The 25,220-nt window shown below is 59.1% G+C and carries 25 protein-coding genes; 10 read left to right on the top strand and 15 right to left on the bottom strand.

What is annotated here, in order from left to right:
• Positions 1 to 4: 4 nt before the first annotated feature.
• Entirely contained in the window at positions 5 to 1,255 is a 1,251-nt protein-coding gene (gene kynU, locus AB4O40_RS00480; RefSeq protein WP_460056733.1) for a kynureninase, read from the bottom strand.
• A 390-nt stretch (positions 1,256 to 1,645) separates the two neighbouring features.
• On the opposite strand from kynU, the gene AB4O40_RS00475 reads away from it, so the two are divergent.
• Positions 1,646 to 2,119, top strand: a complete 474-nt coding sequence (locus AB4O40_RS00475; RefSeq protein WP_056722993.1) for an Lrp/AsnC family transcriptional regulator — start codon at positions 1,646 to 1,648, stop codon at positions 2,117 to 2,119.
• A 15-nt stretch (positions 2,120 to 2,134) separates the two neighbouring features.
• On the opposite strand, the gene AB4O40_RS00470 is transcribed toward AB4O40_RS00475, so the two are convergent.
• Positions 2,135 to 3,148, bottom strand: coding sequence for an AraC family transcriptional regulator (locus AB4O40_RS00470; protein ID WP_056722997.1), 1,014 nt, complete (start codon positions 3,146 to 3,148; stop codon positions 2,135 to 2,137).
• Between the two features lie 458 nt (positions 3,149 to 3,606).
• On the opposite strand from AB4O40_RS00470, the gene antA reads away from it, so the two are divergent.
• From antA to antC, 3 genes are read left to right on the top strand one after another with little or no spacing between them, the layout of a single operon-like run.
• Positions 3,607 to 4,998, top strand: a complete 1,392-nt coding sequence (antA, locus tag AB4O40_RS00465; protein ID WP_056723009.1) for an anthranilate 1,2-dioxygenase large subunit — start codon at positions 3,607 to 3,609, stop codon at positions 4,996 to 4,998.
• Complete coding sequence (antB, locus tag AB4O40_RS00460; protein ID WP_056723011.1) at positions 4,998 to 5,489, top strand: anthranilate 1,2-dioxygenase small subunit; 492 nt, start codon at positions 4,998 to 5,000, stop codon at positions 5,487 to 5,489. The genes antA and antB overlap by 1 nt, the downstream gene beginning before the upstream one ends.
• 18 nt (positions 5,490 to 5,507) lie before the next feature.
• The gene (gene antC / locus AB4O40_RS00455) at positions 5,508 to 6,530 is read left to right on the top strand and encodes an anthranilate 1,2-dioxygenase electron transfer component AntC (protein ID WP_056723013.1); all 1,023 of its coding nucleotides are present in this window, start codon (positions 5,508 to 5,510) and stop codon (positions 6,528 to 6,530) included.
• Positions 6,531 to 6,569: 39 nt separating this feature from the next.
• On the opposite strand, the gene kynB is transcribed toward antC, so the two are convergent.
• From kynB to AB4O40_RS00440, 3 genes are all read right to left on the bottom strand, one after another.
• The gene (kynB, locus tag AB4O40_RS00450) at positions 6,570 to 7,232 is read right to left on the bottom strand and encodes an arylformamidase (RefSeq protein WP_056723141.1); all 663 of its coding nucleotides are present in this window, start codon (positions 7,230 to 7,232) and stop codon (positions 6,570 to 6,572) included.
• 268 nt (positions 7,233 to 7,500) lie between these two features.
• Positions 7,501 to 8,118, bottom strand: coding sequence for a hypothetical protein (locus AB4O40_RS00445; protein WP_460056740.1), 618 nt, complete (start codon positions 8,116 to 8,118; stop codon positions 7,501 to 7,503).
• 53 nt (positions 8,119 to 8,171) lie between these two features.
• Positions 8,172 to 8,495 (bottom strand): hypothetical protein, encoded by a 324-nt coding sequence (locus AB4O40_RS00440; protein ID WP_460058205.1) that lies wholly within the window; start codon positions 8,493 to 8,495, stop codon positions 8,172 to 8,174.
• A 458-nt stretch (positions 8,496 to 8,953) separates the two neighbouring features.
• Here AB4O40_RS00440 and AB4O40_RS00435 point away from each other — a divergent pair, with 458 nt between their 5' ends.
• The 3 genes from AB4O40_RS00435 (at position 8,954) to AB4O40_RS00425 (ending at position 11,458) form a co-directional block, all read left to right on the top strand.
• Positions 8,954 to 9,439: an adenosine-specific kinase gene (locus AB4O40_RS00435; protein ID WP_223542282.1), complete on the top strand. Its 486-nt coding sequence runs from the start codon at positions 8,954 to 8,956 to the stop codon at positions 9,437 to 9,439.
• Between the two features lie 322 nt (positions 9,440 to 9,761).
• The gene (locus AB4O40_RS00430) at positions 9,762 to 10,571 is read left to right on the top strand and encodes a glycosyltransferase (protein ID WP_223542281.1); all 810 of its coding nucleotides are present in this window, start codon (positions 9,762 to 9,764) and stop codon (positions 10,569 to 10,571) included.
• 83 nt (positions 10,572 to 10,654) lie between these two features.
• A complete protein-coding gene (locus tag AB4O40_RS00425; protein ID WP_056723021.1) occupies positions 10,655 to 11,458 on the top strand; it encodes a 2OG-Fe(II) oxygenase in 804 nt (267 codons plus the stop codon).
• Between the two features lie 92 nt (positions 11,459 to 11,550).
• Here the strand turns inward: AB4O40_RS00425 and AB4O40_RS00420 are convergent, their stop codons facing one another.
• From AB4O40_RS00420 to AB4O40_RS00400, 5 genes are all read right to left on the bottom strand, one after another.
• Positions 11,551 to 12,300: a hypothetical protein gene (locus AB4O40_RS00420; RefSeq protein WP_056723023.1), complete on the bottom strand. Its 750-nt coding sequence runs from the start codon at positions 12,298 to 12,300 to the stop codon at positions 11,551 to 11,553.
• Positions 12,301 to 12,402: 102 nt separating this feature from the next.
• The gene (locus AB4O40_RS00415) at positions 12,403 to 14,052 is read right to left on the bottom strand and encodes a DUF5666 domain-containing protein (protein WP_223542280.1); all 1,650 of its coding nucleotides are present in this window, start codon (positions 14,050 to 14,052) and stop codon (positions 12,403 to 12,405) included.
• Positions 14,049 to 14,891: a DUF6502 family protein gene (locus AB4O40_RS00410; protein WP_056723028.1), complete on the bottom strand. Its 843-nt coding sequence runs from the start codon at positions 14,889 to 14,891 to the stop codon at positions 14,049 to 14,051. Before AB4O40_RS00410 ends, AB4O40_RS00415 begins: the two co-directional genes overlap by 4 nt.
• Positions 14,892 to 15,089: 198 nt before the next feature.
• The gene (locus AB4O40_RS00405; protein WP_056723030.1) at positions 15,090 to 15,662 is read right to left on the bottom strand and encodes a hypothetical protein; all 573 of its coding nucleotides are present in this window, start codon (positions 15,660 to 15,662) and stop codon (positions 15,090 to 15,092) included.
• A 13-nt stretch (positions 15,663 to 15,675) separates the two neighbouring features.
• Complete coding sequence (locus AB4O40_RS00400; RefSeq protein WP_263291783.1) at positions 15,676 to 15,807, bottom strand: hypothetical protein; 132 nt, start codon at positions 15,805 to 15,807, stop codon at positions 15,676 to 15,678.
• A 181-nt stretch (positions 15,808 to 15,988) separates the two neighbouring features.
• On the opposite strand from AB4O40_RS00400, the gene AB4O40_RS00395 reads away from it, so the two are divergent.
• Positions 15,989 to 16,795, top strand: a complete 807-nt coding sequence (locus AB4O40_RS00395; RefSeq protein WP_414913029.1) for a glycosyltransferase family 2 protein — start codon at positions 15,989 to 15,991, stop codon at positions 16,793 to 16,795.
• 75 nt (positions 16,796 to 16,870) lie between these two features.
• Here the strand turns inward: AB4O40_RS00395 and sorB are convergent, their stop codons facing one another.
• The 3 genes from sorB to mqo form a co-directional block, all read right to left on the bottom strand.
• Entirely contained in the window at positions 16,871 to 17,518 is a 648-nt protein-coding gene (gene sorB / locus AB4O40_RS00390) for a SorB family sulfite dehydrogenase c-type cytochrome subunit (RefSeq protein WP_056723034.1), read from the bottom strand.
• A gap of 10 nt (positions 17,519 to 17,528) precedes the next feature.
• Positions 17,529 to 18,788: a SorA family sulfite dehydrogenase catalytic subunit gene (sorA, locus tag AB4O40_RS00385; protein ID WP_223542278.1), complete on the bottom strand. Its 1,260-nt coding sequence runs from the start codon at positions 18,786 to 18,788 to the stop codon at positions 17,529 to 17,531.
• Positions 18,789 to 19,094: 306 nt separating this feature from the next.
• The gene (mqo, locus tag AB4O40_RS00380) at positions 19,095 to 20,741 is read right to left on the bottom strand and encodes a malate dehydrogenase (quinone) (protein ID WP_056723037.1); all 1,647 of its coding nucleotides are present in this window, start codon (positions 20,739 to 20,741) and stop codon (positions 19,095 to 19,097) included.
• 393 nt (positions 20,742 to 21,134) lie between these two features.
• Between mqo and ilvD the strand changes: the two genes are divergently transcribed.
• A complete protein-coding gene (gene ilvD / locus AB4O40_RS00375; RefSeq protein ID WP_056723040.1) occupies positions 21,135 to 22,817 on the top strand; it encodes a dihydroxy-acid dehydratase in 1,683 nt (560 codons plus the stop codon).
• Between the two features lie 83 nt (positions 22,818 to 22,900).
• Here ilvD and AB4O40_RS00370 read toward each other — a convergent pair whose 3' ends face one another.
• Positions 22,901 to 23,551 carry a DUF2238 domain-containing protein gene (locus AB4O40_RS00370; RefSeq protein WP_056723042.1) on the bottom strand — a complete coding sequence of 217 codons (651 nt, stop codon included), beginning with the start codon at positions 23,549 to 23,551 and terminating at the stop codon, positions 22,901 to 22,903.
• A gap of 157 nt (positions 23,552 to 23,708) precedes the next feature.
• Here AB4O40_RS00370 and AB4O40_RS00365 point away from each other — a divergent pair, with 157 nt between their 5' ends.
• Positions 23,709 to 24,140 carry a nuclear transport factor 2 family protein gene (locus tag AB4O40_RS00365; RefSeq protein WP_223515445.1) on the top strand — a complete coding sequence of 144 codons (432 nt, stop codon included), beginning with the start codon at positions 23,709 to 23,711 and terminating at the stop codon, positions 24,138 to 24,140.
• A 135-nt stretch (positions 24,141 to 24,275) separates the two neighbouring features.
• Here the strand turns inward: AB4O40_RS00365 and AB4O40_RS00360 are convergent, their stop codons facing one another.
• Entirely contained in the window at positions 24,276 to 25,091 is an 816-nt protein-coding gene (locus tag AB4O40_RS00360; RefSeq protein ID WP_056723046.1) for an AraC family transcriptional regulator, read from the bottom strand.
• Positions 25,092 to 25,220: the final 129 nt, after the last annotated feature.

Genomic DNA, 25,220 nt, shown 5'->3' with positions numbered 1-25,220 from the left:
GGGTTCAGGTCACGCTGTGGCGAACCTGGAATTGCGCTTGTGACCAAGTGTTCCGGTCGAGGATCTCGCCGAGGATTTGTACCGCGTCCCAGACTTCGGTGAAGGTCGTGTACAGCGGGGTGAAACCGAAACGCATGATGCGCGGTTCACGGTAGTCACCAATCACGCCCCGCTCGATCAGGGCCTGGATCACCGCATAACCTTGCGGATGTTCGAAGCTGACGTGGCTGCCGCGCCTGGCGTGCTCACGGGGTGTGATCAACTTCAGTTCGTGGGCCGCGCAACGCTGCTCGACCAATTCGATGAACAGGTCCGTCAGGGCCAGGGATTTGCGGCGCAAGCTGGCCATGTCGGTCTGGGCGAACACATCCAGGCCGCACTCGACCATCGCCAATGAGGTAATCGGCTGGGTGCCGCACAGGTAGCGGGCGATACCGCTGCTCGGCTCGTAATGCGACTCCATGGCGAACTGCCGTGAATGGCCGAACCAGCCGGACAACGGCTGCGGCACCAGATCGCACAACGGCGGCGAAACCCAGACAAAGGCCTGGGAGCCCGGCCCGCCATTGAGGTACTTGTAGGTGCAGCCGATGGCGTAGTCGGCACCCGCCTGGTGCAGATCAACCGGCACCGCGCCAGCGGAATGGGCCAGGTCCCAGATGGCCAGCGCACCACATTCGTGGGTCAGCGCGGTCAGGGCCTGCATGTCGTGCATATAGCCGGTCTTGTAATTGACGTGGGTGAGCATGACCACCGCCGTGTTCTGGTCAATCGCATGCGGCAACGCTTCAGGACTGTCGACCAGGCGCAGGGTGTAACCCTGTTGCAGCATCTGCGCGAGGCCTTCGGCGATGTACAGGTCGGTGGGGAAGTTGCTCGATTCGCTGACGATCACTCGCCGCTGCGGCGACCTGGTGGCCTGTACGCGCAAGGCAGCGCTCAGCACTTTGAACAGGTTGATCGAGGTGGTATCGGTCACCACCACTTCACCCTCCCCCGCGCCGATCAGACCCGCCAGGCGATTGCCCAAACGCTCGGATAGCTCGCGCCAGCCGGCGCTGTTCCAGCTGCGAATCAAGCCATTGCCCCATTCCTCGGCGACCACCGCTTGCGCCCGCGCCAATGCAGCGACCGGCCGCGCGCCCAGGGAGTTGCCATCGAGATAAATAACGCCCTCGGGGAGCGCAAACTGCTGGCGCAGGGGTGCCAGAGCGTCCTGGGCATCAAGCGCCAGGCAACTGTTTCTTGTCGTCATCGAGTGTCCTGTTTTTTGTTATGCGACGCCATCCGGGCAGGTTGCAGCAGCCGGTTCAGGCGCCCTGAATAAAGGCGATTCGCCTGATATTGATCAGTAAACACTCGAAATCTGTGGGAGCGAGCTTGCTCGCGATGGGGGCTTAATGTTCAACATCAATGTTGACTGACCCGACGCAATCGTCGGATCGCCGCCCGGAGCAAGCTCGCTCCCACAAGGACTGCAGTGTTCAAACGCCTAACTGACCGGCACCAGGCAATTCACTTGCCTTTCGGTGGAGAGATAATGAACGAACCTTTGAAGAATTTTCGTGCAAAGTAACCGACCATGTAGTAATTATTTCGCAGAATATTCGAATCTAAAGCCAATAAACGCGGATTTATTCAAACCATGAATCTCGACTCGACAGACCTGCGGATCCTGCATCAATTGCAACAGGATGGCCGTATCAGCAATCAGGAACTGGCAGAGAAAGTCGCCCTGTCACCCTCGGCTTGCCTGCGACGTTTACGCCTGCTGGAAAGCGAGGGAATCATCACCGGCTATCGCGCGGTGCTGAATGCCGAGCGGCTGGGCATTGAGCTGGAAGCGATCGTCCATGTGTCGTTGCGACAGGACGTGGAGGACTGGCACGAGACCTTCATCAAGAAGGTTCAGCAGTGGCCGGAGGTGGTCACCGCGTATGTCATCACCGGGGCGAGCAACTATGTGTTGCGGGTCCAGGCCCGCAACCTCAAGCACTTCTCGGATTTCATCGTCAATCACCTCAACCGCACCGCCGGCGTCACCGACATACGTTCGGAAATCGTCCTGCAAAAAATCAAGGAGCGCGAGCAGTTGCTTGATCTGGTGTTACGCAAGTAAGGCCGGGGCGGCCCGTCAAAGTCCCTGCTGGCGTCGGGCTTCGTTGCGTTGCAAGGTCATGCTCGGGGTTTCGTCGAACAGCTTGCGGTACTCGGTGGAAAAACGCCCCAGGTGCATGAAGCCCCAGCCCATGGCGATCCCGGAAATACTACGCACCGTGCCGTGCTCGAGGATCTCCTGGCGCACGGCGTTCAAGCGATACTTTTTCAGGTAGGCCATCGGCGACAGGGCGAAGTATTTCTTGAACGCGTCGAACAACTTGAAGCGCGAAACGCCGGCCGCGGCTTCGATGTCCTCCAGATGCAACGCTTCCCGGGCGTTGTCGTGGATGTATTGCCGGGCCCTGACCAGGTAGTGCGGCAACTTCACACCCAGCGCGTCCCGCAGTTCCTGCGAATAGTTGTTCGGCTGGGCGAGGATCAAGCCTTTGATCAGCGAGCTTTCAATGTCCCGGGTGAAGGCCACCTGCTCGAAGAGTTCACTGCTGCGCTCCATCTCGTCGATGAAATAGCGCGCCATGCGCCACCACGACGCCGACGGCCCATCGATCGCATCCATCACCGGCTCGAAGCGCAGCGGCGCATCCAGGGGCCGTTGCAACATCCCCTCCAGCGCCTCGCTCATCGCCACTCGGGTAATCACCACCTGGACCTTGCGACAGTCACCGGAAATCGCCAGCAGCTGGTTTTCATTGGGGGAAATGATGACCCCTTGATCGCGGTCCGACCTGACCACGCTGCCATCCTTGCTCAGCTCCTGTTCGCCCACCAGCGGCAAGCTCAGGCTGTAGCTGCGAAAGTGCTCGGCGTCCTCGATATCGATGGTGACATCGGTACCGTATTCGATGGTGCCCAGGGTGGTGGCCATCGACTTGAACATGTTGGCGTTGTGATGAAAGCGGATCCGCTCGGGGTTCGCGCTCACCAGCCGATGGGGTCCGCAGATACCGGACATCCAGCTTCTGGCGGCCTCCAGGTCATCACTGTCGACACGAATGTCGCGAAATTGCGGATCGACGTTGTTGCTCATCAAGGTGCACTCAAGGTTTTTTTTCAGCGCGCTCTGACGGCGCGTATACGGTTTGCAAAGGCAAGTTCCAAGCCACTAGAAGACGGCGCTGACCCAGTGGATAGCAATCGCCAATTAAGTGGATAACACGACTATCAAATCGCATTCGCGGCCTCGCAAAACAGTACCTGATTGCTGCAGACAGGTGCAGCCGTTTATCACTTGGTGCGTGGTTTGGGTAGTTGCTGCCCAGCCCATCACACGCTGTTGTTACCCGGCGCGCGCGCGATCGCCAGCATCGCAGCCTGCGGCAGCTCCTACAATTACACGCGTCCGATGTAGGAGCTGCCGAAGGCTGCGATCTTTTGGGAACCCACCAATTTTACGGACTGCCTTCGCCCACAAAGCGGATAGACCCAGGCACACCCCACTCCCTCTAATGACGTACCGATTAGCCCCAATAAAAACAGGTACACCTCATGAGTGGCGAAAGAAACGTCGAGCAATGGAAAACGTTCATCGAAAGCTGCCTGGACTTCCGCCCCGTAGAAGGCGTATTCCGCATCGCCCGGGACATGTTCACCGAGCCGCAGTTGTTCGATCTGGAAATGGAGATGATCTTCGAGAAGAACTGGATCTACGCCTGCCACGAAAGCGAGCTGGCCAACAACCACGACTTCGTGACCCTGCGCGCCGGCCGCCAGCCGATGATCATCACCCGCGACGGTGACGGTCAGCTCAATGCACTGATCAACGCCTGCCAGCATCGCGGCACGACGCTGACCCGCGTCGGCAAGGGCAACCAGTCGACCTTCACCTGCCCCTTCCATGCCTGGTGCTACAAAAGCGATGGCCGCCTGGTCAAGGTCAAGGCGCCGGGCGAGTACCCGGAAGGCTTCGACAAAGCTACCCGCGGCCTGAAAAAGGCGCGTATCCAGAGCTACAAGGGATTCGTCTTCATCAGCCTTGATGTGCAGGCCGACAACAGCCTGGAAGACTTCCTCGGCGATGCCAAAGTGTTCTTTGACATGATGGTCGCCCAGTCGCCGACCGGTGAGCTGGAAGTGCTGCCCGGCAAGTCGGCGTACACCTACGACGGCAACTGGAAACTGCAGAACGAAAACGGCCTCGACGGTTATCACGTCAGCACAGTGCACTACAACTACGTGGCCACGGTGCAGCATCGCCAGCAGGTCAACAGCGAGAACGGCACCGCCGCCAGCGGCACCCTCGACTACAGCAAGCTCGGCGCCGGCGACGCCAATACCGATGATGGCTGGTTCGCGTTCGATAACGGACACAGCCTGCTGTTCAGCGACATGCCAAACCCGTCGGTACGCTCCGGCTACGCGACCATCATGCCGCGACTGATCGAAGAACACGGCCAGCAAAAGGCCGAGTGGATGATGCATCGCCTGCGCAACCTGAACATCTATCCGAGCCTGTTTTTCCTCGATCAGATCAGCTCGCAATTGCGCATCATCCGCCCGGTGGCGTGGAACAAGACCGAAATCATCAGCCAGTGCCTGGGGGTCAAGAACGAGTCGGACGCCGACCGCGAAAACCGCATTCGCCAGTTCGAGGATTTCTTCAACGTCTCGGGCCTGGGCACACCGGATGACCTGGTGGAGTTCCGTGAAGCCCAGCGTGGTTTCCAGGCACGCCTGGAGCGCTGGAGCGACATATCCCGCGGCAGTCACCGCTGGGCCAGCGGCGCCACGCCCAACAGCGAGGCGATCGGCATTGCCCCGGCCATGACCGGCACCGAATTCACCCACGAAGGGCTGTACGTCAACCAGCACAGCAACTGGCAGAAATTCCTGCTGGACGGTCTGGACGCCAAATCCCTGAAACTCCGTGAGGTGCAATGATGAATGCGCAATTGCAGTACCAGATCGAACAGTTTTTCTATCGTAAATCCGAACTGTGCGACGCCCAGGACTGGGATGCCTACCTCCAGCTGTTCGCCGGGCACAGCGAGTTCCACTTGCCGCAATGGGACTCCGAACACGTCTACACCCGTGACCCCAAGCGCGAAATGTCGCTGATCTACTACCCCAACCGTTCAGGCCTGGAAGACCGTGTGTTCCGCCTGCGTACGGGCAAGTCCGCGTCCTCGACGCCGATGCCGCGCACCCTGCATCAGATCAGCAACGTGCGAATCGGCGAGCTTGCAAATGGCGAGCTGGAGGTGCGCCTGAACTGGCATACGCTGTACTACCGCCTGGCCACGGCCGAGCAGTTTTTCGGCCGCGCGACCTATCACCTCAAGCCCCACGCCGATAGCTGGCTGATCACCCGCAAGCATGTGTTGCTGCTCAACGACACCATCAACTCGGTACTCGACTTCTACCACCTGTGAATCCAAGGAGACCGGGGCATGAACCATAAGGTCGCGTTCAGCTTTGCCGACGGCAAAACGCTGTTCTTTCCCGTACAACCCAACGAAATCCTGCTCGACGCTGCCTTGCGCAATGGCATCAACATTCCTCTGGATTGCCGCGAAGGTGTCTGCGGAACCTGCCAGGGGCGATGCGAATCAGGCGATTACAGCCAGGACTATGTGGATGAGGAAGCCCTCTCCAGCCAGGACCTGCAACAACGCAAAATGCTCACCTGCCAGACACGGGTCAAATCCGACGCGGCGTTCTACTTCGACTTCGCGTCCAGCCTGTGCAACGCCGCCGGCCCCGATCAACTCAGGGCAACAGTCACCAATGTCAAACAGGTCTCGGCCAGCACGGCGATCCTGCATCTGAACCTGGGCAATGCGGGGCAATCGCTGGATTACCTGCCCGGACAGTACGCCCGGCTGTTGATTCCGGGAACCGAAAACAAGCGCTCCTACTCGTTCGCCAATCGGCCGAGCGCCAGCAATGAGCTGCAGTTTCTGATTCGCCTGCTTCCCGATGGCGTAATGAGCAACTACATCCGCGAACGCTGCCAGGTGGGGGACGAAATTGCCCTGGAGGCACCGCTGGGGGCGTTTTATCTGCGACACGTCGCCAGGCCGTTGATCCTGGTGGCCGGTGGCACCGGTCTTTCGGCATTGCTGGGCATGCTCGACGAACTCGCCGAACGCGGCTGCGAGCAACCCGTGCACTTGTACTACGGCGTGCGCGATGCGGCCGATTTGTGCGAACAGGCGCGTATCCAGGCGTATGAACAACGCATCCCTGGGTTTCGCTACACCGAGGTGGTCAGCGAACCGTCGCCGCACTGGACCGGCAAGCGCGGATACATTGCCGAACACTTCGACGTCGCGGAACTGCGCGATGGCCAGGTCGATATGTACGTCTGTGGGCCGCCGCCGATGGTGGAGTCGATCAAGACCTGGCTGCTGGCACAGGCACTGGACAACGTGCAGCTGTACTACGAGAAATTCACCGAGAGTAATGCCTGACACCGCTCACCCGAAGGGGGCGCCAGGCTGGCGCCCCCTTCAGATCTGATGAATGGGTTGTGAAGTACTCAACGGCCGCAAAATCGCCCTGACCGGACTGGCATCCAGATGAGCGAACCGCAGCGGCAAGGCGATCAGTTCATAATCGCCCTCCGGGACCTCGTCCAGCACGATGCCTTCCAGGATCGCCATGTGATGGCGGGCCACGGCGCCGTGGGAGTCCATGGTCCTGGATTGCTGCGGGTCCAGTGACGGCGTATCGATGCCGATCAAGCGCACGCCAAGGCTCGCCAGCAGGTCGATGGTTTCCTTGGCAACCGCCGTGAAATTCGAATCCCAGGTCGTCAGCGGTGCCTGTCGATAGGTTCGCAGCAGCACACGCTCGGGCACATTGTGCAAACGCCCTTCCAGTTGCCCCGGCTGCACCAGCTCGCCGCTGTCCAGACAATGCAAAACACGGCAAGGGCCGATATAGACGTCCAACCCGACCTCGCCAATCGCCGCGCCGTCGGCGCTGTAATGCAGCGGTGCATCGACGTGGGCGCCGGTATGGGGCGACAGGGTGATGCGTCCGACATTCACCGGACACTCGGGACCGTAGGTCCAGACACGCTCCTCCTGGAAGGGCGTGTCACCCGGCCAGGTCGGTGTCTCGCTACTCAAGGGTGGACTGATGTCCCACAACGCTGTGTTTTTTGTCATCGCCATGCTCACGGTGGTTTCCGGGAGAAATGATACGAGCGACAGGCGTGAAGATTCGTGCAAAAAACCCGGAGCAACGCACGGGATTTCGCATAAACCACTATGAATGAGCGGTATTGCGGCAGGAAATTTCAAAGACACGAAGTCGAAAAAAAGTCGCAAGCCCCGTGATTCTTCAGGGCTTGCGACGCTTTGACGATACGTCCCTCAAACGCCCGGGACGTAATCTACGGGTATGCCCGTGGTGTTCGCCATCGAACGTGCGGGCCTAGTTCTCTACCTCAACCGTGTCGAAATCCGGCGCGTCCGGGGCATCCGGCGCATCCGCTACATCCTCTCTGGCAGCCTTCGCCTTGGCTTTGTCAGCCTCTTTGACTGCTTTGTCAGCCTCTCTGGCTACGTTCGCCTTGGCCTTGGCTGCGTCCCTGGCAGCATCTGCGTCGGCCTTGGCTGCGTCTCTGGCAGCATCCGCGTCGGCCTTGGCGGCGTCACGGGCTGCATCCGCGGCGGCACGTGCAGCGTCTCTGGCTGCATCTGCATCTGCGCGCGGTACGCCAGCAGCTCTTGCGGCATCCCGGGCGGCATCCGCCTCAGCTCTGGCGGCGTCCCGGGCTGCATCTGCATCAGCCTTGGCCGCGTCCCGAGCTGCGTCTGCATCAGCCTTGGCCGCGTCTCTGGCTACATCAGCGTCATTTCTGGCAACGCCCCTGTCTTCCGCGGCTTCCCTGGCAGCGTCCCTGGCGTCTTCCGCGGCTTCCCTTGCAGCGTCACCGGCGTCTTCTGCAGCTTCCCTGGCTGCATCTGCGGCGTTATCCGCGTCGTTGTCATCATCGTTGTCACGCGCGTCTTTGTCTTTTGCTTTGCCTGGGCCTCTGTTTCCGGCCATTCCACCATGGTCATCGTCGTTGTCATGCGCTTTGCCCGGGCCTTTGTTCCCGGCTACACCACCATGGTCAGCGTCGCCGCGCCCCGGACCTCCACGACCGTCACCGTCATGGCCTGTTGCACCATGACCGCCACCCTCTCCTCCATGGCCGCCGCCGTCGCCACCGTGACCACCGCCTCCAGAACCTCCACTACCGGAGCCACCGCCACCGTGGCCGCCTCCGCCGCCGTCACCACCGTGACCGCCGCCTCCGGAACCACCGCCACCACCGGAGCCACCGCCACCACCGTGACCACCCCCGCCGGAACCGCCGCCACCGCCGTGACCGCCACCGCCTCCACCGCTACCACCACCGCCGCTACCGCCATCTTTGGCATACACGCTGGAGAAACTACTGATGTAATCGGGCACCAGGACAGTCGATGCCGACAGGACCCCGCCTATTGCCAGAGCCAACAAACATTTCTTGAGCAGCATGATGCACCTCCGTTTGGAGTTGCGTTTTCACCTCCGTATCGAACGCAATGTCCAGTGAGTTCCCGGCCGCCCATTGGAGCGGCCCGCCAACCGGCACGGCCATAAATCTGCAGCAACAATGAACCACTGCGGTTTCCGTACGATCCCTCGGAGCCAGCTGGAATCTTTGCGTGGGAAATATTCCCACACCACTTAGATTAGCCCTGTCAGCCCAAGTGTCAACGACCGGGTATCCGGTCCGGGGCATGCGTTGAGCAGTCGGCCAAAAGCAGAAAGAGGACGCGGCAATAGCAAATGAGTGGCTATGCTTGGTTTGTTGCCAGGCTCTCCTGGCAACCCGTGAAAGGAGGCGTTTGAAATGCAACTCATCACGTTGAAAATCGAAAAGCCGGATGTGACGAACTTCATTCTGGGACAGACGCACTTCATCAAGTCCGTCGAGGACATCCACGAAGCGCTGGTCAATACCGTGCCAGGGATCCAGTTTGGCATGGCCTTTTGTGAAGCCTCCGGCAAATGCCTGGTGCGATGGTCCGGCACCGATAACTCAATGATTGAACTTGCACAAAAGAATGCGAAAGCCATCGCCGCAGGCCATAGCTTCATCATTTTCCTGGGCGACGGTTTCTATCCGTTGAACGTGTTGAACACCATCAAAATGGTTCCAGAGGTATGCCGTATTTTTTGTGCAACAGCCAATCCAACCGAAGTGATCCTCGCTGAAACGCAGCAAGGGCGAGCAATCCTGGGCGTAGTGGATGGCTTTTGTGCCAACGACATCGAAGGCGATGAAGACATCCTGTGGCGCAAGAACTTGCTGCGCCAGATTGGCTACAAGCAGTGAGTTGCAGAACGAACCCCACCCACGCTCAACCGGCGCATGGTATTCGGCGCATGACGCCCTGTTTGGGAGGCTGGCCTGAGCAGCCCCCTGATGTAACGAATCAAGTCAAAATGTTTACCTGCAGGGCAGATCCTTATACGATGAAGTCCGTTTCTACTGCTCTCCATCGGGCCTGAGCAGTCCGTGGTTACTATGCATGAGAATGCGACTTAACAAATTGTGCTCTAAGGCCATGCAAGATTTTGCGCGGCAAACAAGCAAAAAACGTATAAAAGTTCATTCATTCATACAGTCAAATAAAATAACATTGAGCACCTGAACGATGAACAACCCTGATTTACTGACTGAAAGCCCCAAAGCCTTCAGCATAGTTATAGTAAATTACAAAACACCAGAAATCACCAAGATATGCCTGGACTTATTACACCAGCATTTTGGCAGCAACAGCGTTCCAGTATGGGTAGTTGATAACTATTCCGCCGACGAGAGCACTGAGTATTTACGAACTCTTGACTGGATCAACTTGATCGAGCGCTCTATTTCCGAACCAGAAGCGGGACATATTGCGCATGGCAAGGCACTTGACCTTGTCTTGGAGCGAATAGACACCGATTATTTATTCCTGATGCACACCGATACATTTGTTTTCGACAAAAATGTATTTTCGATGATGCTGAATAAATGCCTGAAAAATCCAAACGTCGTGGCCGTCGGTTGTGTCGAGCAAATAAACCGCGGCACCATGAGAACTGCGTGGCGCTTTAGCTCACGACTATTCAAGCATCACTTCAGACGCCTGAAAATCTCCATGGGATTGCGTTCAAGAGAACCAAAGCCGTACAAAGAAGTCTATTTGAAAAGCTTCTGCACATTGTGGAACTGCAAACTTGTAAAACAGCACAACATGCACTTTTCGATGGATGATCGCGTGCCTGGCTATACTCTTCAGGACCGCATGACCGCGCTGGGTTATGTCGTAGAGATGATATCGCCGCGTAAAATCTTCAGTTATCTGGATCACATTCAGGCCGGCACTGTTGCAGCGGCTGGTGGCTATGATAAAACTCATAGACGAACCAAAATGTACAACAACATCCTTAAGCGTCTGAACAAGGATGACAGAACAAATTAAGCTACGAACAGACGCAACGAGCAGTGCATTCAACATTGCTCCAAGTCACCCACAAGTCTTTATATCAAGTTACTGGAGCGGTAATGGCACCCATCACTCAAGCACTACCTATCACCCTGTCCCCGGAGCTTGATTTCGACCAAAATGCCGCCAGTGCCCTTGGTGCCTCGTTGACCGACCGCTATGTTCAGGCTACGCCATTTCCGCACATAGTCATCGATAACTTCTTGCACGAAGACCTGATTGCGAGCATCTGCTCGCACTTCCCGGTCGAACCAACCAACAATGAAATGCTCTACGAGCGCGGCTATAAAGGTCAACGCAAACGTCAAATCAGTCCCAACGAATGTGACCCTTTTTTGAAGACTGTTTTCAATGCGTTTAACTCGGCCCCCATGTTGCAGTTTCTTGAAAAGCTCACAGGCATCGAAGGACTGATACCTGACCCCTACTTTAGCGGTGGTGGCCTGCACGAAACAAAAAGCGGTGGTTTCCTGGGGGTACACTCGGACTTCCGGCTCAACAAAAAACTTAATGTCGAGCGCAGACTGAATATCATCATTTATCTGAATGAAGACTGGCAGGAGGAATACGGCGGCAACCTGGAACTTTGGGATGTCGGCATGAAGAACTGCCTTAAAAAAGTACTGCCCATTTACAATCGCTGCGTCATTTTCAACACAGACAAAGACAGCAATCATGGGCACCCGGAGCCTTTAACGACTCCAGAGCACATTACCCGCAGGTCTATCGCGCTTTATTACTATACCGCGGGAACCATGGCGATCGATCCGGCACAAAGAAACAAGACCCACTACAAACCAAGGCCCAAGGATCGTTTAAGCCTGAAGTACTACATTAATAAACTGATCAGGAAGAAAAACTGAACTGCAAAATGCCCGGGAGCGGACAATGACGTCATACCGCTGACCAGCAGGAACTGTCCCGGTATGCCGGTACGGCGGATAACGGGCAGGAATCAGAAAGCGTGGCTGAGCAACAGTCCGGCCTCGCCGTCCGGGCTGGCGTCGGAAAAACCCTTGACGGCATACAACTGAAACTTCCACTCCTGATTGAGCTTGTGCGTAAGGAAGAGTGTGAGTTCCTTGATTTCGTCGCCGGTGGAAACAACTTTTTGCCGCCAGTCGTAGGACACACCCGCCGTGGTGCGCGCGAACACGGGCATGGCGAAGCCCAGGCCGGCGAATATCGGGTTGTCGAAGTCGGAGCCCGACGGGTCGCCGAACTTTTTCCAGCCCAGGGTCGCGAACCCGGTCACGGGACCGAAGGCTTTGGCGACATCGACCTGGGCGGAATAGTCGGTTTTGCCGGTGCCCAGGCACTCGTCTTCATCGGCGGTGGGCAACTTGACCTTGCCGATCAGGTCCACGAACAGCCCGCCAACGCTGCCGTCAAGCACGGCATAGTCGGCACCGGCAACGGTGTCGCCCAGACCGCTTTCCACCTTGCCGCAACCGCCGGGCAGCGGTTCGCCGCCAGGGCCGACCGAAGGATTGGTGATGCGTAGCCAGGGCACGGTGAGCTTGTAGGTCATGGGACCGGTTTCGTATCTGCCCACCAGCGGGACGTACCAGGTTTCGGACGTAGTACCGGTGCCATAGTCGCCCCGGGAGTAGTCGGTTCCGATCGAGGTCGTGAAGGTATCGGCCAAGGCCGGCAAGGCCAGGCTGGCAAGCCAACCGACGAGCAGGATGCGCTTGGGATCCATGTTCACCTCGTGTCTGGCGTCATCGAAGTTCACACGCATGTTTTGTTGCGTGACTTACCCAGACTAGTTACTTATGACGAAAGTGCATCATGGCTGCGCTGCTTAACCCGACCTGCCGGAGTGATCGATTTTTTCAGCTGGCTCCACTTTCTCGACTTTTTCTGGCCGATCAACTTTTTCGATCTTCTCAACTTTTTCCGGCCGATCGACTTTCTCAACCTTCTCTGGCCGATCAACCTTCTCGACTTTCTCCGGACGTTCTACCTTCTCTACTTTCTCTACCCTCTCTACCCTCTCCACTTTCTCGACTTTACCGGATTGATCGACCTTCTCGACTCGCTCTGACTTGCCAGACTTGTCCACATCAACGCGCTCTATCTTGTCGCCACCGCCATGACTGTCACCGCCCCCGTGGCGGGTATCGTCGATGACACTGCCTGTACTCTCGGAGCGGCCGCTCCTGTCACTGCCCGAGTTCCCCGAACCCCGCGAACTGCCGGAATTGCCGGAATTGCCGGAATTGCCGGAGTCTCCGGAGTCTCCGGAGTTTCCTGAGCCACTTGAGCCGCTCGAGTTGCCCGAGCCACTTGAGTCGTCGGTGTCTTGCTCGCTGGAACCGAGTCGTCCGTGCCGGTTGCTGGCGGGCGAATCGGAGCGCTCGCGAGGCAATTCGATCCGCGTTGCCTGCACCTCCCGCGCGCCGGTGAACACGCCGTTGATCCGCACGCGTCGATCCAGACCCAGCTGCGAAGCCTGCACACCGACAAACACGGTGTCGTGCGCCAGCGTCACATTAAAGCCGCCCACCACCAGATGGCGGTCCTGCCGGCCCTGTACCAGCCCCTCGATCACCGCATTGTGTGCCCGGCCAATGAAAGGCAGGCTCGGATCGGGGCGGCTTTGGTTCACGTCCAGCTCGCGACCGGACCAGTGGCCGCGCACCAGCATTTCCTGCGCCGGGCCTGGGTGATTGCTGAGCTTGAGCCCCTGGAGATAGCCGCTGCGATCCACCGGGCCGATGGCGCTGGCCTCCTTGAGGCCGGGCGCCCGATCGATGCGACTAGCCACCACTTCGCCACGAGCATCGCGCAGCCCGCTGACCCGTACGGGATCACCCGGGCGCAGACCGGCAGCGACCTGGGCACCCTTGGCCAGACGTACCGGTTGCCCCATGACACGCATGGGCATGGAATCGCGCGGCAGCGCTGTCAAAGGACCTTCGTAGGCGTGCAGGATAGAAATGCGTCCGGCCTCCAGACCGCGCCGGGAGTTGAACGCTTGCACGGCAACCACTTGGCCTATCGCCAGGCGGGTACTGGAACTGGCGATACCGTTCTCGCTGACAGGAACGTTGTTGTTGAAGTGCACTTCCACGCCATTGACGCAGATCGAGGCGAACCCGGTGATGGTGCCGACAATGCCGGTGCCACCGACTCCTCCGTTATCGTCGCTGATGCCTGTCCCCCCCACGCCGCCTGCAACGGCCCCGGTGCCGCCAATGCCGCCAGGGCGTTTTTTCAACGGTGCGCCGGTACCACCGACTCCACCGTTGTCGGCGTCGATCCCGGTACCGCCCATGCCGCCAGGCGCTGCGCCCGTACCGCCGGTGCCCCCTGGTGCCTGGATGACCGGCACTTCGCTGGTGCCCACGTCATTCTGGCTGACACAGGCTGGGGCGGCTTGCAGCACAATCGCAAACCCGAGGCCCAGAACGAGGGCGATTGCACGAATCAGGCGCAATTTGACGGTCATGATTCAGGAGCTTTTGGTGAATTGGGATCGGAAGCTTCAGTGTAGAAGTACAGGCCGACCGTGATGCGCTGGCGCGGCTCAAGGCTGGGCAGGTCCCGGAATTCCAGTTCGGCGGCGAGTCGGTTGAAGCTCAACAGGGCCTGCATTCCCTCGCTGGCCACGGCCTCGCGCAACGCCTCGACGCTCATTGGGGCCAATGCATCATAGTGGACACTGCGTTCAAAAAAGGCCGGGCCTTCGCTGCTCAGGTTGTGTACCGCAGCGCAGGCATGATCATGCAGATTATGCCCCAGGTAAGCCGCTTTCTCATCGAAGCCCTTTTGTGGCACGAAGGCCTGGGCTTCAAGGTGCACGCGCTCTTTTTCGTCGAGGCGCACGATCCCCAGGCGCAGCCACTCGTCCAACACCACCCGTGCCCTGATATCCGTGCTGACCTTCGCCACCAGGGCGTCAAAGGAACGGTCGCCACCGACACTGGCCAATCGAGGCAGTGGCTGTGGCTGGCCGGCGTCGTTGCAAAAGGGCGCGCTGGCCCAGGCGTTGACCAGTTGCGCACCGAACGTGATGTTTTCCGGAAGCGTGGAAGCAGCCGGATCGCCGGTATTGCGCAGGCGCCGTACATCCTTGCGATGCACACCGGTGAGCAGGCTGATGCGGCTGTCGCTCGGCGCCTTCTCGCCCAGGCGAAACTCACGGTCCGCCACTTCGACGAAAACCTCCTTGAGCAGGTCGGCAAACACCAGGTAGGTGACGCCTTTGCGCAGCATCAGGCGCACCAGCGGCTGCATGACATGCCGCAAGGCTTTGAGGAGCGAGGTGGGCAGCGTGGATGATTGCATTCAGCGAATTCCTGGGTAGATAACCCCAGTATAGCCGCGTGGGAAATAATCCCATGAATTTACAAAGCGCGGTGCCAACGCAATACCCGTTGCAATCCGGGAACATCTTGGGAGAAGCCTGAATTTCATGCGCGGGAATTATTCCCGCGCAATGAAGCTAGCCCGAGTTTACAGGGATGAAATACGCTCTGTCGGGCGCTACCCCGGTACCGAGGATTTTTGCGCACCGACACTGCCCGCCCTGCCGGCGACTGCCAGTGCCACACAACAAGCCAGTAACGAGAATGCGGCGAATGCGCCCATCACATGCAGGTAAGGCAACACGTGATTCCAGGCTCGAGCCACCCCCAGGAAAGCGGCGAACAGCCAACCGCTCATGGAAAGCGCCCCCAACAGGGCGAGTCGCGTGCGGCCTGCACTGCGCAGTGCGACGAAGGGAGCCTTTTGCAGCAGTGGGAAGCCGACTCGATGCAACAGTGCACCGTTGAGGCTCAACAGCGCGACGACCGTCACCTTGGCCCAGAGTTTCTGATTGAGCAGATACGCCTCGCCTTCATAGAGATAACCCTGAAGCACCAGCAACAGCCCGCTTGCCCATAGAGCCAGCAATGCGAGGCTGACAATTTTCTGGGTTTCATCGAGGTATTCAAGCCTCGCCTGGTCCAGTAATTCCTTGCGCCAACTCCAAAGCTTGTGATCCGCCTGCAACACCCTCCCCAGGGCAATACACGTAGCGAGCAGATGACCGTACACGAGAAGCATTTTGAGCATTGCCTTGACCTTATTATTGTTTTGGCGCGGCGTTCCCTGCTTCGCTGACTTGAAAACGAATGATACAAATTTGCAATTGCGCTTTCAAGACAAAAGCCAAATAACATTTGGCAGCACCAACCGCCATACGACTTTCGTCGAACATGAAGCCGGTCATTCCCGTGGCGGATAATCGCCCGCTACACCCGCAGCGGCGAGGTGCGCACGGGCTCGTTCGAGGCGTCAGGCAGCGATAGCCAGCGTCTGTGTCGTGCAGGTGAAATTAAGCTTGGGCTAAGGTTGTCTCGTTAGTCTTCGACACTTTCGGGTAGTCGAGCATTTCGAAGATGGGCAGTGTCGATACAAGCGCCAAACCTCCGTTCAGCATCGTTCTGGTTAATTACAAAACCCCCGAGCTCACCAGGATCTGCCTGGAGCTGTTGCAGGAGCCTGCACAAAAATCAGGTATTGCGGTCTGGGTGGTCGATAACGGTTCGGCGGACGCCAGCGTCGAGTATTTGCGCTCACTGGACTGGATCAACCTGATCGAGCGCGATGCCCCCGCCAAAGAACCGGGGCACATCGCCCATGGCAAAGCGCTGGACATGGCGCTGGCCAGAATCAATACCGACTACCTGTTCCTGATGCACACCGACACGTTCATCTTCGATGCAAACGTCTTTGCGATGATGATGGACTACTGCACCAAGGATCAAAACGTCATCGCGGTCGGTTGCACCGAGCAACTCAACCGCGGACTGCCAAGGACCGTGTGGCGCTTCACTTCACGCCTGTTCAAGCACCACTACCGACGCCTGAAGCAATCGCTGGGCCTGCGCTCGAAAGACCCGAAGCCCTACCGGGAAACCCACTTGAAAAGCTTTTGCACGTTATGGAATGGCAGGCTGATCAAGCAGCGCGGTTTGCATTTTCAGATCGATGACCGTGTGCCCGGTTATGAGCTGCAAGACCGCGTGATCGGGCTTGGCTACAAAGTCGTGTTTCTTTCGCCCGGCAAAATATTCAAGTACCTGGACCACGTCCAGGCCGGCACCGTCGCCGCTGCTGGCGGCTATGGCCAGAATCACCGGCGGACCAAGATGTACCAGGACATTCTCAAGCGCTTCGGTACAACCAACTCCTCAATGCCTTGAACAAGCCCGCGCCTACAAAAAAGCCCACTGACCGTCGCCGGTTCAGTGGGCTTTTCGCATCAGGCTTAGACTGACTTACTGTTGCAGGATAAAGGTCGCCAGGCTTTTCAGGTCGTCCGGGCTCAACTGCGCGTAAGGCGGCATGGGGACATCTCCCCACTTCCCGCTACCGCCGTGCTGGATGCTCGACATAATCCGGTCCATTGCCTGCGGGTCCCTGGCATATTTGGCCGCCACATCGCGGTAGGCGGGGCCCAGCACTTTGTGATCGATCGCGTGGCAGGACAGGCAGGCGTTGTTCTGCAGCAAGGCCTTGGCGTCGACTTTTGCCACGGACACCGCCGGGGTTTGGGGCGCCGGGGCGTTCGAGGCCGCCAGAACATCGGCATCATTGGCCTTCGCACTGCCGTAGGTCACCGCCAGGTAAGCGCCAATAACACTCACATCCTGGTCGCTGATCGGAGCGCCATACACGTGCTGCATCTTGCCCGCTTCGGCGGTCCATTGCGCCAGGCTCAGGCCCGGCGGCTGGAAATTGATGTAATCGGCCGAATGGCAGACGGAACACTTCTGCTGCGCCAACGGGTAGCCAGGCATCGAGCTGGGCTTGAACGCAGCCGTTTCAGGCGGCAGCGTGATCGATAGCGGCGCGGCGCCTGCCAGGGTCGTCAGGCAAACCTGAGCGGCGCACAGCAAGGCGGTCATGCATTTCACAAATTTCATGCGGTCCTCCTCAGGCGACGGTCACGTGGGTGGTTTCGATGACGTGGCGGCGGTAGCCCGCGGGGTTCCAGTCGGCTTGTAACGGCTGTGTCTCGCCAGCGCTGTTGCTCGCTCGCACCATCAACTGCGTGGCGCCCTTGCCGGTAAAGGTGATCGGCAGTGTCCACTCACGAAAGGAGAAACGACCAAGGTCTTGCCCGAGCGTGGATTCACGCCAGGTTTTTCCGCCGTCGATCGACACCTCCACCTTGTTGACCCCAACGCCCCCGTCGAACGCAATGCCCTTGAGCACCATGCTTTTATTCAGCGGCAATACATCGCCGTGTTTAACGCTGGTGATGAAACTGCGCACCGGCAATTTGGAAATCGGCAGGGTTTTCGCCGCCGTGGTGCCGGGGGCAATGCACAAGCATTCGTTATCCGGAAGCCGGTACCCCTTGGCCATGAAGAATCCGTCGTAGGTATGGTCGAGGACTTCGATCTCACTCAGGTGCTTGACCCAGTACGTACCGAAGTAGCCTGGCACCACCAGACGAATCGGGTAACCGTTGAGAAACGGCAGGTCGGTGCCATTCATCGACCAGGCGATCATCGGCTCGCCGTCCATGGCATGGCTGATGTCCAGCGCCTTGATAAACTCCGGCGTGCTCGGCAGCACAGGTTTATCGAGCCCACGGAAAGTCACTTGCCGGGCCTCGGCTTTTACCCCCGCCTTTTCCAGCACAGCCTTGAGCGGTACCCCCACCCACCGCGCATTACCCATGGAGCCATTACCCAACTGAGCACCGAACACGCGAGGCATCGAGAAGCCACGGCTGTTACCCGAACACTGATTGACGGCCACCACCTCTACCGGTGTGGCGAGGGCCTTGAGCTCGGCAAGGGAAAGCGACAGCGGCGTGTCGACCGAACCCTTGATCGTCAGGCGGTAGCTGTCCGGATCGATGCTGGTCGGGAAATTGGCCAGGTGGTAACGCACGAAAAAAGCGTCATTGGGCGTGATCGGCCCTTCATTGAAGACGGGGAATGGCGTCTCCAGATGCGGCGGCCGAGTGGTCACCAGGGTCAACGGACGTTTTTGCGGGTATTGCACCAGCGGCCGTGGGCCGGCGGCAAAGGTCACTTCCTCGGCGGATTCGCTGGCCGCTGCGGACTCGTCGGCTGCCCTGGCCAGGCTTGCCAACGGCGAGGCCGCCAAAGCCAGGGTGAAAGCATCGCGCAAGACCCGTCGGCGGGTCGGCTGGCTATTGTCTACAAAACTGAACTTCATTCTGCGCTCTCTATGATTGTTTTATTGAGATGCAACTGACAGTCCCTCGTCAGGGTGAAGAGGCATCGGCCTGAAGGTGCCAGTGCGGTTTCGCTTTACGGTTCGACTTCGGAAAACAAACCAGTATCGTCACGTGCAAGCGGGCTGCTTCACATTGAGCGTCAGGGACTTTGCAATTGATGACAGGGGGTGGCGAAACGTTCGGCATAGAGAGGTTTTGTTTGAAACGATGTCTTTGTTGTCGCCCACAAAAAAACCCACTGACCGTTACCGGTTCAGTGGGCTTTTTTTGATCCGGCAGTCTAATTAGAGAGCCATATCACTCGCAGCACTAGCCTTCGGAGCCTTCGCATCCGTATCGACAGTCACTGGTTTCACAGCCGGCGCGATCACCGCGGGTGGCGGAGTCAGTTCCAGCACCTTGGCGGTGTAGGCCCACTCCTCAGCGACTTTCTCAGGGCTGGCGTTCAGCTGGGTGCCGTAGCTCGGTACGATCTGGTGCAGTTTTGCCTGCCAGTCAGGGGTCGCGACCTTGTCCTTGAACACTTTCTGCAGCACGGTCAGCATGATCGGTGCGGCGGTCGATGCGCCCGGGGAGGCGCCCAGCAGGCCGGCGATGCTGCCGTCCTGGGAAGCGACGATTTCGGTGCCCAGTTTCAGCACGCCACCGGCGGCTTCGTCACGCTTGATGATCTGCACGCGCTGGCCGGCTTGCCACAGGCGCCAGTCTTCAGCCTTGGCGTTCGGGAAGTATTCCTTCAGGGCGTTGAGGCGGTCTTCGTCAGACAGCATCAGCTGGCCTGCCAGGTACTCCACCAGCGGGTATTCCTTGATGCCGACCTTGGTCATTGGCCACACGTTGTGGGTGGTCGTGGTGGTCAGCAGGTCCAGGTACGAACCTTCTTTGAGGAACTTGGTGCTGAAGGTCGCGAACGGGCCAAACAGGATCACGCGCTTGCCGTCCAGCACGCGGGTGTCCAGGTGCGGAACCGACATCGGCGGTGCGCCAACGGAGGCTTTGCCGTAGGCCTTGGCCAGGTGTTGCTCGGCGATGGTCGGGTTCTCGGTCACCAGGAACGAGCCGCCTACCGGGAAGCCAGCGTATTCCTTGGCTTCAGGAATGCCGGACTTCTGCAGCAGGTGCAGGGCACCGCCGCCGGCGCCGATGAACACGAACCTGGCGTCGGTTTCGGTCTTGCTGCCGTCTTTGAGGTTCTTGTAGCTGACGCGCCAGCTGCCGTCTTCGTTCCTGGTGATGTCCTGTACTTCGCTGGACAGCTTCAAGTCGAACTTCGGCGTGGTTTGCAGGTGTGCAACGAACTGGCGGGTGATTTCGCCGAAGTTTACGTCGGTACCCAGCGGGCTCCAGGTGGCCGCGATTTTCTGGCTCGGGTCACGCCCTTCCATCATCAGCGGTACCCACTGCTTGATCACAGCCGGGTCTTCGGAGTACTGCATGCCGGCGAACAGCGGGCTCGCTTGCAGGGCTTCGTAGCGTTTTTTCAGGAACTTGATGTTGTCATCGCCCCACACGAAGCTCATGTGCGGCGTGGAGTTGATGAACGAACGCGGGTTCTTCAGCACGCCTTGCTGAACCTGCCAGGCCCAGAACTGACGGGAGATCTGGAACGCTTCGTTGATTTCAACGGCCTTCGGGATCGAAACCTTGCCGTTCTCGTCTTCCGGGGTGTAGTTCAGCTCGGCCAGGGCGGAGTGACCGGTACCGGCGTTGTTCCAGCCGTTGGAGCTTTCCTGGGCGACGCCGTCGAGGCGCTCGATCATTTGCATCGAGGTGCCGGGTTCCAGCTCGTTGAGCCACACACCCAGGGTCGCGCTCATGATGCCGCCACCGATCAGCAGCACATCGACTTTCTTGGCTTCTTCCGCGTGGACGGCAGACATCCCCATCGACAAAGCCAGCCCCAGCAGGGCCGTGTTCACTTTTTTAAACATCTGTAGCACCTATGATAAAACGCCATCCGCCCTTCCATCCTCATGCGCACTGCCCCGTATTTCACGGCAGTCACGGGTGCGGCACTCAAGGATTGCAGGGTGGGCACACAAGGCCGATGAACCGCATCGACCCCACTTTAATGTCCCTTCTGAACTGACTTCTTATCTTTATTGGCTTCAGCTACTTGAGCGACAGTGATTCCGTCGGCACGTCTCAAGGACACGCAAACTGAACAGGTCAAACCAAGTTGTCGCCAAGAATATCACGACAAGGCTTACCCGCGCGTCTGTTCCCGACCGGTTAGTCCGGGCCCGGGCGCCCGGCCTTCTATACTCATCCTGTTTTTTCCCAACGCGTGTGTGAGCAACAGCCATCAGCGACAGGAGCCAGTCATGAGCGACAAAGACGATCTGCGCAAGTACTCCTCTCAAGTGATCGACGGCGTGGAGGCCGCACCGGCACGCGCCATGTTGCGGGCCGTGGGCTTTACCGATGCAGACTTCACCAAGCCGCAGATCGGCATCGCCTCGACCTGGGCCATGGTCACGCCCTGCAACATGCACATCGACAAGCTGGCGCTCGAAGCCGAAAAAGGCGCGAATGCCGCCGGGGCCAAGGGCGTGATCTTCAACACCATCACCATTTCCGATGGCATCGCCAACGGCACCGAAGGCATGAAGTATTCCCTGGTGTCCCGCGAGGTGATCGCCGACTCCATCGAAGTGGTCACCGGTTGCGAGGGTTTCGATGGCCTGGTGACCATCGGCGGCTGCGACAAGAACATGCCGGGCTGCCTGATCGGCATGGCGCGACTCAATCGCCCGTCGATCTTTGTCTATGGCGGCACCATCCAGCCGGGTGCCGGCCACACCGACATCATTTCCGTGTTCGAGGCCGTGGGCCAGCACGCGCGGGGCGACATCAGCGAGATCCAGGTCAAGCAGATCGAGGAAGTGGCGATTCCCGGCCCCGGTTCCTGTGGCGGCATGTACACCGCCAACACCATGGCCTCAGCCATTGAAGCCTTGGGCATGAGCCTGCCCGGTTCCAGCTCCCAGGACGCCATCGGCGGCGACAAGGCTTCGGACAGCTTCCGCGCCGGCCAGCAGGTGATGGAGCTGCTCAAGCTCGACCTCAAGCCTCGCGACATCATGACCCGCAAAGCCTTCGAGAACGCCATTCGCGTGGTGATCGCCCTCGCCGGCTCGACCAACGCCGTGCTGCATCTGCTGGCCATGGCCAACGCGGTGGATGTCGAACTGACCCTGGATGACTTCGTTGAGTTGGGCAAGGTTTCCCCGGTGGTCGCCGACCTGCGCCCCAGCGGTCAATACATGATGAGCGAACTGGTGGCCATCGGCGGCATTCAACCGCTGATGAAGCGCATGCTCGACGCCGGCATGCTGCACGGTGATGTGCTGACCGTCACCGGCCAGACCCTGGCGCAAAACCTGGCCAGCGTGCCCGACTACCCCGCCGGCCAGGACGTGATCCGGCCTTTCGACCAGCCGATCAAGAAGGACTCTCACCTGGTCATTCTGCGCGGCAACCTCTCGCCCACCGGCGCCGTGGCCAAGATCACCGGCAAGGAAGGCCTGCGTTTCGAAGGCACGGCCCGGGTCTATCACGGCGAGGAAGGTGCGCTGGCCGGCATTCTCAATGGCGAAGTGCAGCCCGGCGATGTCATCGTGATCCGCTACGAAGGGCCCAAGGGCGGCCCGGGCATGCGCGAAATGCTCTCGCCGACCTCCGCGGTCATGGGCAAGGGCCTCGGCAAGGAGGTGGCGCTGATCACCGACGGGCGTTTTTCCGGTGGTTCCCACGGTTTCGTGGTCGGGCATATCACGCCGGAAGCCTTTGAAGGCGGGCCGATTGCGCTGGTCGAGAATGGCGACAGGATCATCATCGATGCGCAAACCCGGCAGATCACGGTGGATGTCTCCGATGCCGTGCTGGCCGAGCGCAAGTCGCGTTGGGTGCGGCCGCCATCCAAGTACACGCGCGGGGTGTTGGCCAAGTATGCGAAGACGGTGTCCAGTGCTTCGGAGGGGGCTGTGACGGATAAGTACCTGTAAGGTTTGAGTCTGGCGCTGTTTGGTCTAATGCCATCGCGAGCAGGCGGCCTGTCAGGCAACCTCTACTTCAAAGCCTGAACCGATCACCTTGCAGTCGTCATTGCTTGCTTTTGCACCCTGTCGCGCAAGGACACCGGCAACAGGCTGACAAACGCCCCGGCAACCGCGATGGCCATGTCCTTTTGCGAATCCCACGGATCGTTTTGCGCGCCGACGAAGGCCTTCGCCGTGTCATTGCCCAGGAAGGCACCGCCAACCCACTCCACCAGTTCATACAAGGCGGATGTCGACAGCATGATGTTCAGGGTCACGAAAAACAGCCAGAACCCGCGCAGCGGCGTCAGTCGCCGCAGCACTTCGCGCACCGGATAAGCCAGCAGCAACCCGTAGCTCAGATGCACCAGGCGGTCGTAGTGATTACGGTGAGTACCTGCCGCCCGGTCAAAACTGAAGCCCAACCATGCCGAAGACCAGTGATCGTAAGGCACCAGGGAATAGGTGTAATGGGCGCCCAATTCATGCACGCACAGAAACGCAAACACCAGCGTGATGGACATCGCCGACAAGCGGAACCGACGAGATACCGCCACCAAAGTCCCCACCAGCAATAGCACCAGCAGGTTTTCCAGCGCCCAGTCCACCCGGCTGCGGGGAGAAAAACCCGACGCCACGACCACCAGCACAAACACCATGAGCAACGTCAGGTCGAACCGTATACGCGGATCAGGCTGCATGGCGCACTACCTCGAAGTCAGGGCATCGCCCTTTTAACTTCGAGGCAAGGGCACCAGGCAAGTTCGCTTTTTTCCTCTGCCTCATGATAAGTTGTACGATGACTGATGAATGCTCATCCAGTCATCGCGCTATCCCTACAACAACAAGGAAACACCCATGAAAAAAGCAAAAGTGCTGATCGGTTTTCTGTGCCTGTTCAGCGGCTACGTCGCCGCCACCCCGGCCGCCGCGGACAAGGATGTGGCCCAGGCGGTCGACCACCTGACCCAGGCCATGCTGCACAAAGACATCCCGGAACTGAACGCCTTGACCGCCGAGAACCTGACCTACGGGCATTCCAGCGGCAAGATCCAGGACAAGCAGGCCTTCATCGCCGACATCGAAACCGGCAAAAGCGCGTTCAAGACCCTTGAGATGCAGAACCAGACCATAACCGTCTCCGGCGATGTCGCGCTGGTTCGTCACCACTTCTCGGCGCAAGCGCTCAAAGGCACCGAAGTGGTGCCGACGGAAATCGAAAACTTCCAGATCTGGCAAAAGCAGGACGGCAAATGGCTGTTGGTGGGACGGCAGGCGTTCAAGTTCTGATGCCCGCGTAAAGAAGCCGCACCGCTGGACCTGTGGGAGCGAGCTTGCTTGCGATGAGGGCGTATCAGTCGACATCATGGTGTCTGACACACCGCTATCGCGAGCAAGCTCGCTCCCACAAGGTTTTCGGGTGAATCAACTACCTTTCCACTCCCTGGGACTGAGCCCGGTTTTACGCCGAAACGCCCGGGCCAGCGCCGAGGGGCTCTCATAACCAACTTCCTCGGCAATCAGCGCAATCGGCCGGCCCTCGCGCAGGCGTTTCTGGGCCAGGCTGATGCGCCAGCTCACCAGGTAATCCACCGGCGTCTGCCCGACGACCCGGCGAAAATGCTCGGCGAAACTGGCCCGCGACATGTTGGCGGCAACCGAGAGTTCGGCCACGCTCCAGGCCTTGGACGGGGTTTGATGCATCAGGCTCAGGGGCCGCGCCAGGCGCGCATCGGCGAGGCCGGCCAGCATGCCCGGTTGCTGGCCTGTGGTGCTCAGGATGTGCCGCAGCAACAGAATCACCAGCAGCTCGAACAGACGATCCATCACCGCTTCGCGCCCGCAAGTACCGTCGAACGCCTCGTTGAACAGCCATTCCAGGGTCCCGGCCAGGGTCGGGATTTCATCGAGCTTGAGCACCAGATAATCCGGCAGCGCCGCCGCCAGGGCATTGCCCGCACCGCCGTCGAAATCCAGGGTCGCGCACACCAGCTGCGTGCCGGACGACTCAGACGCAAACAGGCGATGTCGATAGGGCCGGGGGAAAAAGATCAGGCTCGGTTCGGTCAGTTGCAGGTCCGGCTGGTCGCCCATCTTGAGCAGTAACTCGCCCGCTTGAAGCAGGTGCAAATGACCGCTGGCCTGTTGTCCGTCGTAGGCGGCGGTGCCGCAGAACGTACCGCTATGAAAAGTGCCGGCATTGACGCCGAAGTGTGTGAGCAACGTAGACAAGCGATCCATGACAGGCTCCCGGAAGCAGTTCTGGACGATCTGTCGCATATCCTCGACGATTCGCACCCAAAACACCAGGCACTCTCCCTAACATCAGCTCCGTAGCCAGCGCATACCGCGCTTCACACCACGGAGTAT

The sequence above is a fragment of the Pseudomonas sp. S2_F07 genome, from assembly GCF_054668325.1.
Note: the sequence above shows the minus strand (reverse complement) of the source record. Positions and strands in the feature narration are given on the sequence as shown.

Bases quoted from the DNA above. Each gene is read 5' to 3' on its own strand.
- AB4O40_RS00400 (WP_263291783.1), bottom strand. From the start codon at position 15,807: ATGTTCGACGAAAGTCGTATGGCGGTTGGTGCTGCCAAATGTTATTTG.
- AB4O40_RS00415 (WP_223542280.1), bottom strand. From the start codon at position 14,052: ATGACCGTCAAATTGCGCCTGATTCGTGCAATCGCCCTCGTTCTGGGC.
- antA (WP_056723009.1), top strand. From the start codon at position 3,607: ATGAGTGGCGAAAGAAACGTCGAGCAATGGAAAACGTTCATCGAAAGC.
- AB4O40_RS00475 (WP_056722993.1), top strand. From the start codon at position 1,646: ATGAATCTCGACTCGACAGACCTGCGGATCCTGCATCAATTGCAACAG.
- kynB (WP_056723141.1), bottom strand. From the start codon at position 7,232: ATGACAAAAAACACAGCGTTGTGGGACATCAGTCCACCCTTGAGTAGC.
- ilvD (WP_056723040.1), top strand. From the start codon at position 21,135: ATGAGCGACAAAGACGATCTGCGCAAGTACTCCTCTCAAGTGATCGAC.
- AB4O40_RS00395 (WP_414913029.1), top strand. From the start codon at position 15,989: ATGGGCAGTGTCGATACAAGCGCCAAACCTCCGTTCAGCATCGTTCTG.
- AB4O40_RS00440 (WP_460058205.1), bottom strand. From the start codon at position 8,495: ATGCCAAAGATGGCGGTAGCGGCGGTGGTGGTAGCGGTGGAGGCGGTG.
- kynU (WP_460056733.1), bottom strand. From the start codon at position 1,255: ATGACGACAAGAAACAGTTGCCTGGCGCTTGATGCCCAGGACGCTCTG.
- AB4O40_RS00430 (WP_223542281.1), top strand. From the start codon at position 9,762: ATGAACAACCCTGATTTACTGACTGAAAGCCCCAAAGCCTTCAGCATA.
- AB4O40_RS00420 (WP_056723023.1), bottom strand. From the start codon at position 12,300: ATGGATCCCAAGCGCATCCTGCTCGTCGGTTGGCTTGCCAGCCTGGCC.
- AB4O40_RS00365 (WP_223515445.1), top strand. From the start codon at position 23,709: ATGAAAAAAGCAAAAGTGCTGATCGGTTTTCTGTGCCTGTTCAGCGGC.
- mqo (WP_056723037.1), bottom strand. From the start codon at position 20,741: ATGTTTAAAAAAGTGAACACGGCCCTGCTGGGGCTGGCTTTGTCGATG.
- sorB (WP_056723034.1), bottom strand. From the start codon at position 17,518: ATGAAATTTGTGAAATGCATGACCGCCTTGCTGTGCGCCGCTCAGGTT.
- AB4O40_RS00370 (WP_056723042.1), bottom strand. From the start codon at position 23,551: ATGCAGCCTGATCCGCGTATACGGTTCGACCTGACGTTGCTCATGGTG.
- AB4O40_RS00425 (WP_056723021.1), top strand. From the start codon at position 10,655: ATGGCACCCATCACTCAAGCACTACCTATCACCCTGTCCCCGGAGCTT.
- antB (WP_056723011.1), top strand. From the start codon at position 4,998: ATGAATGCGCAATTGCAGTACCAGATCGAACAGTTTTTCTATCGTAAA.
- AB4O40_RS00435 (WP_223542282.1), top strand. From the start codon at position 8,954: ATGCAACTCATCACGTTGAAAATCGAAAAGCCGGATGTGACGAACTTC.
- AB4O40_RS00470 (WP_056722997.1), bottom strand. From the start codon at position 3,148: ATGAGCAACAACGTCGATCCGCAATTTCGCGACATTCGTGTCGACAGT.
- AB4O40_RS00405 (WP_056723030.1), bottom strand. From the start codon at position 15,662: ATGCTCAAAATGCTTCTCGTGTACGGTCATCTGCTCGCTACGTGTATT.
- AB4O40_RS00445 (WP_460056740.1), bottom strand. From the start codon at position 8,118: ATGGCCGGAAACAGAGGCCCAGGCAAAGCAAAAGACAAAGACGCGCGT.
- AB4O40_RS00410 (WP_056723028.1), bottom strand. From the start codon at position 14,891: ATGCAATCATCCACGCTGCCCACCTCGCTCCTCAAAGCCTTGCGGCAT.
- AB4O40_RS00360 (WP_056723046.1), bottom strand. From the start codon at position 25,091: ATGGATCGCTTGTCTACGTTGCTCACACACTTCGGCGTCAATGCCGGC.
- sorA (WP_223542278.1), bottom strand. From the start codon at position 18,788: ATGAAGTTCAGTTTTGTAGACAATAGCCAGCCGACCCGCCGACGGGTC.
- antC (WP_056723013.1), top strand. From the start codon at position 5,508: ATGAACCATAAGGTCGCGTTCAGCTTTGCCGACGGCAAAACGCTGTTC.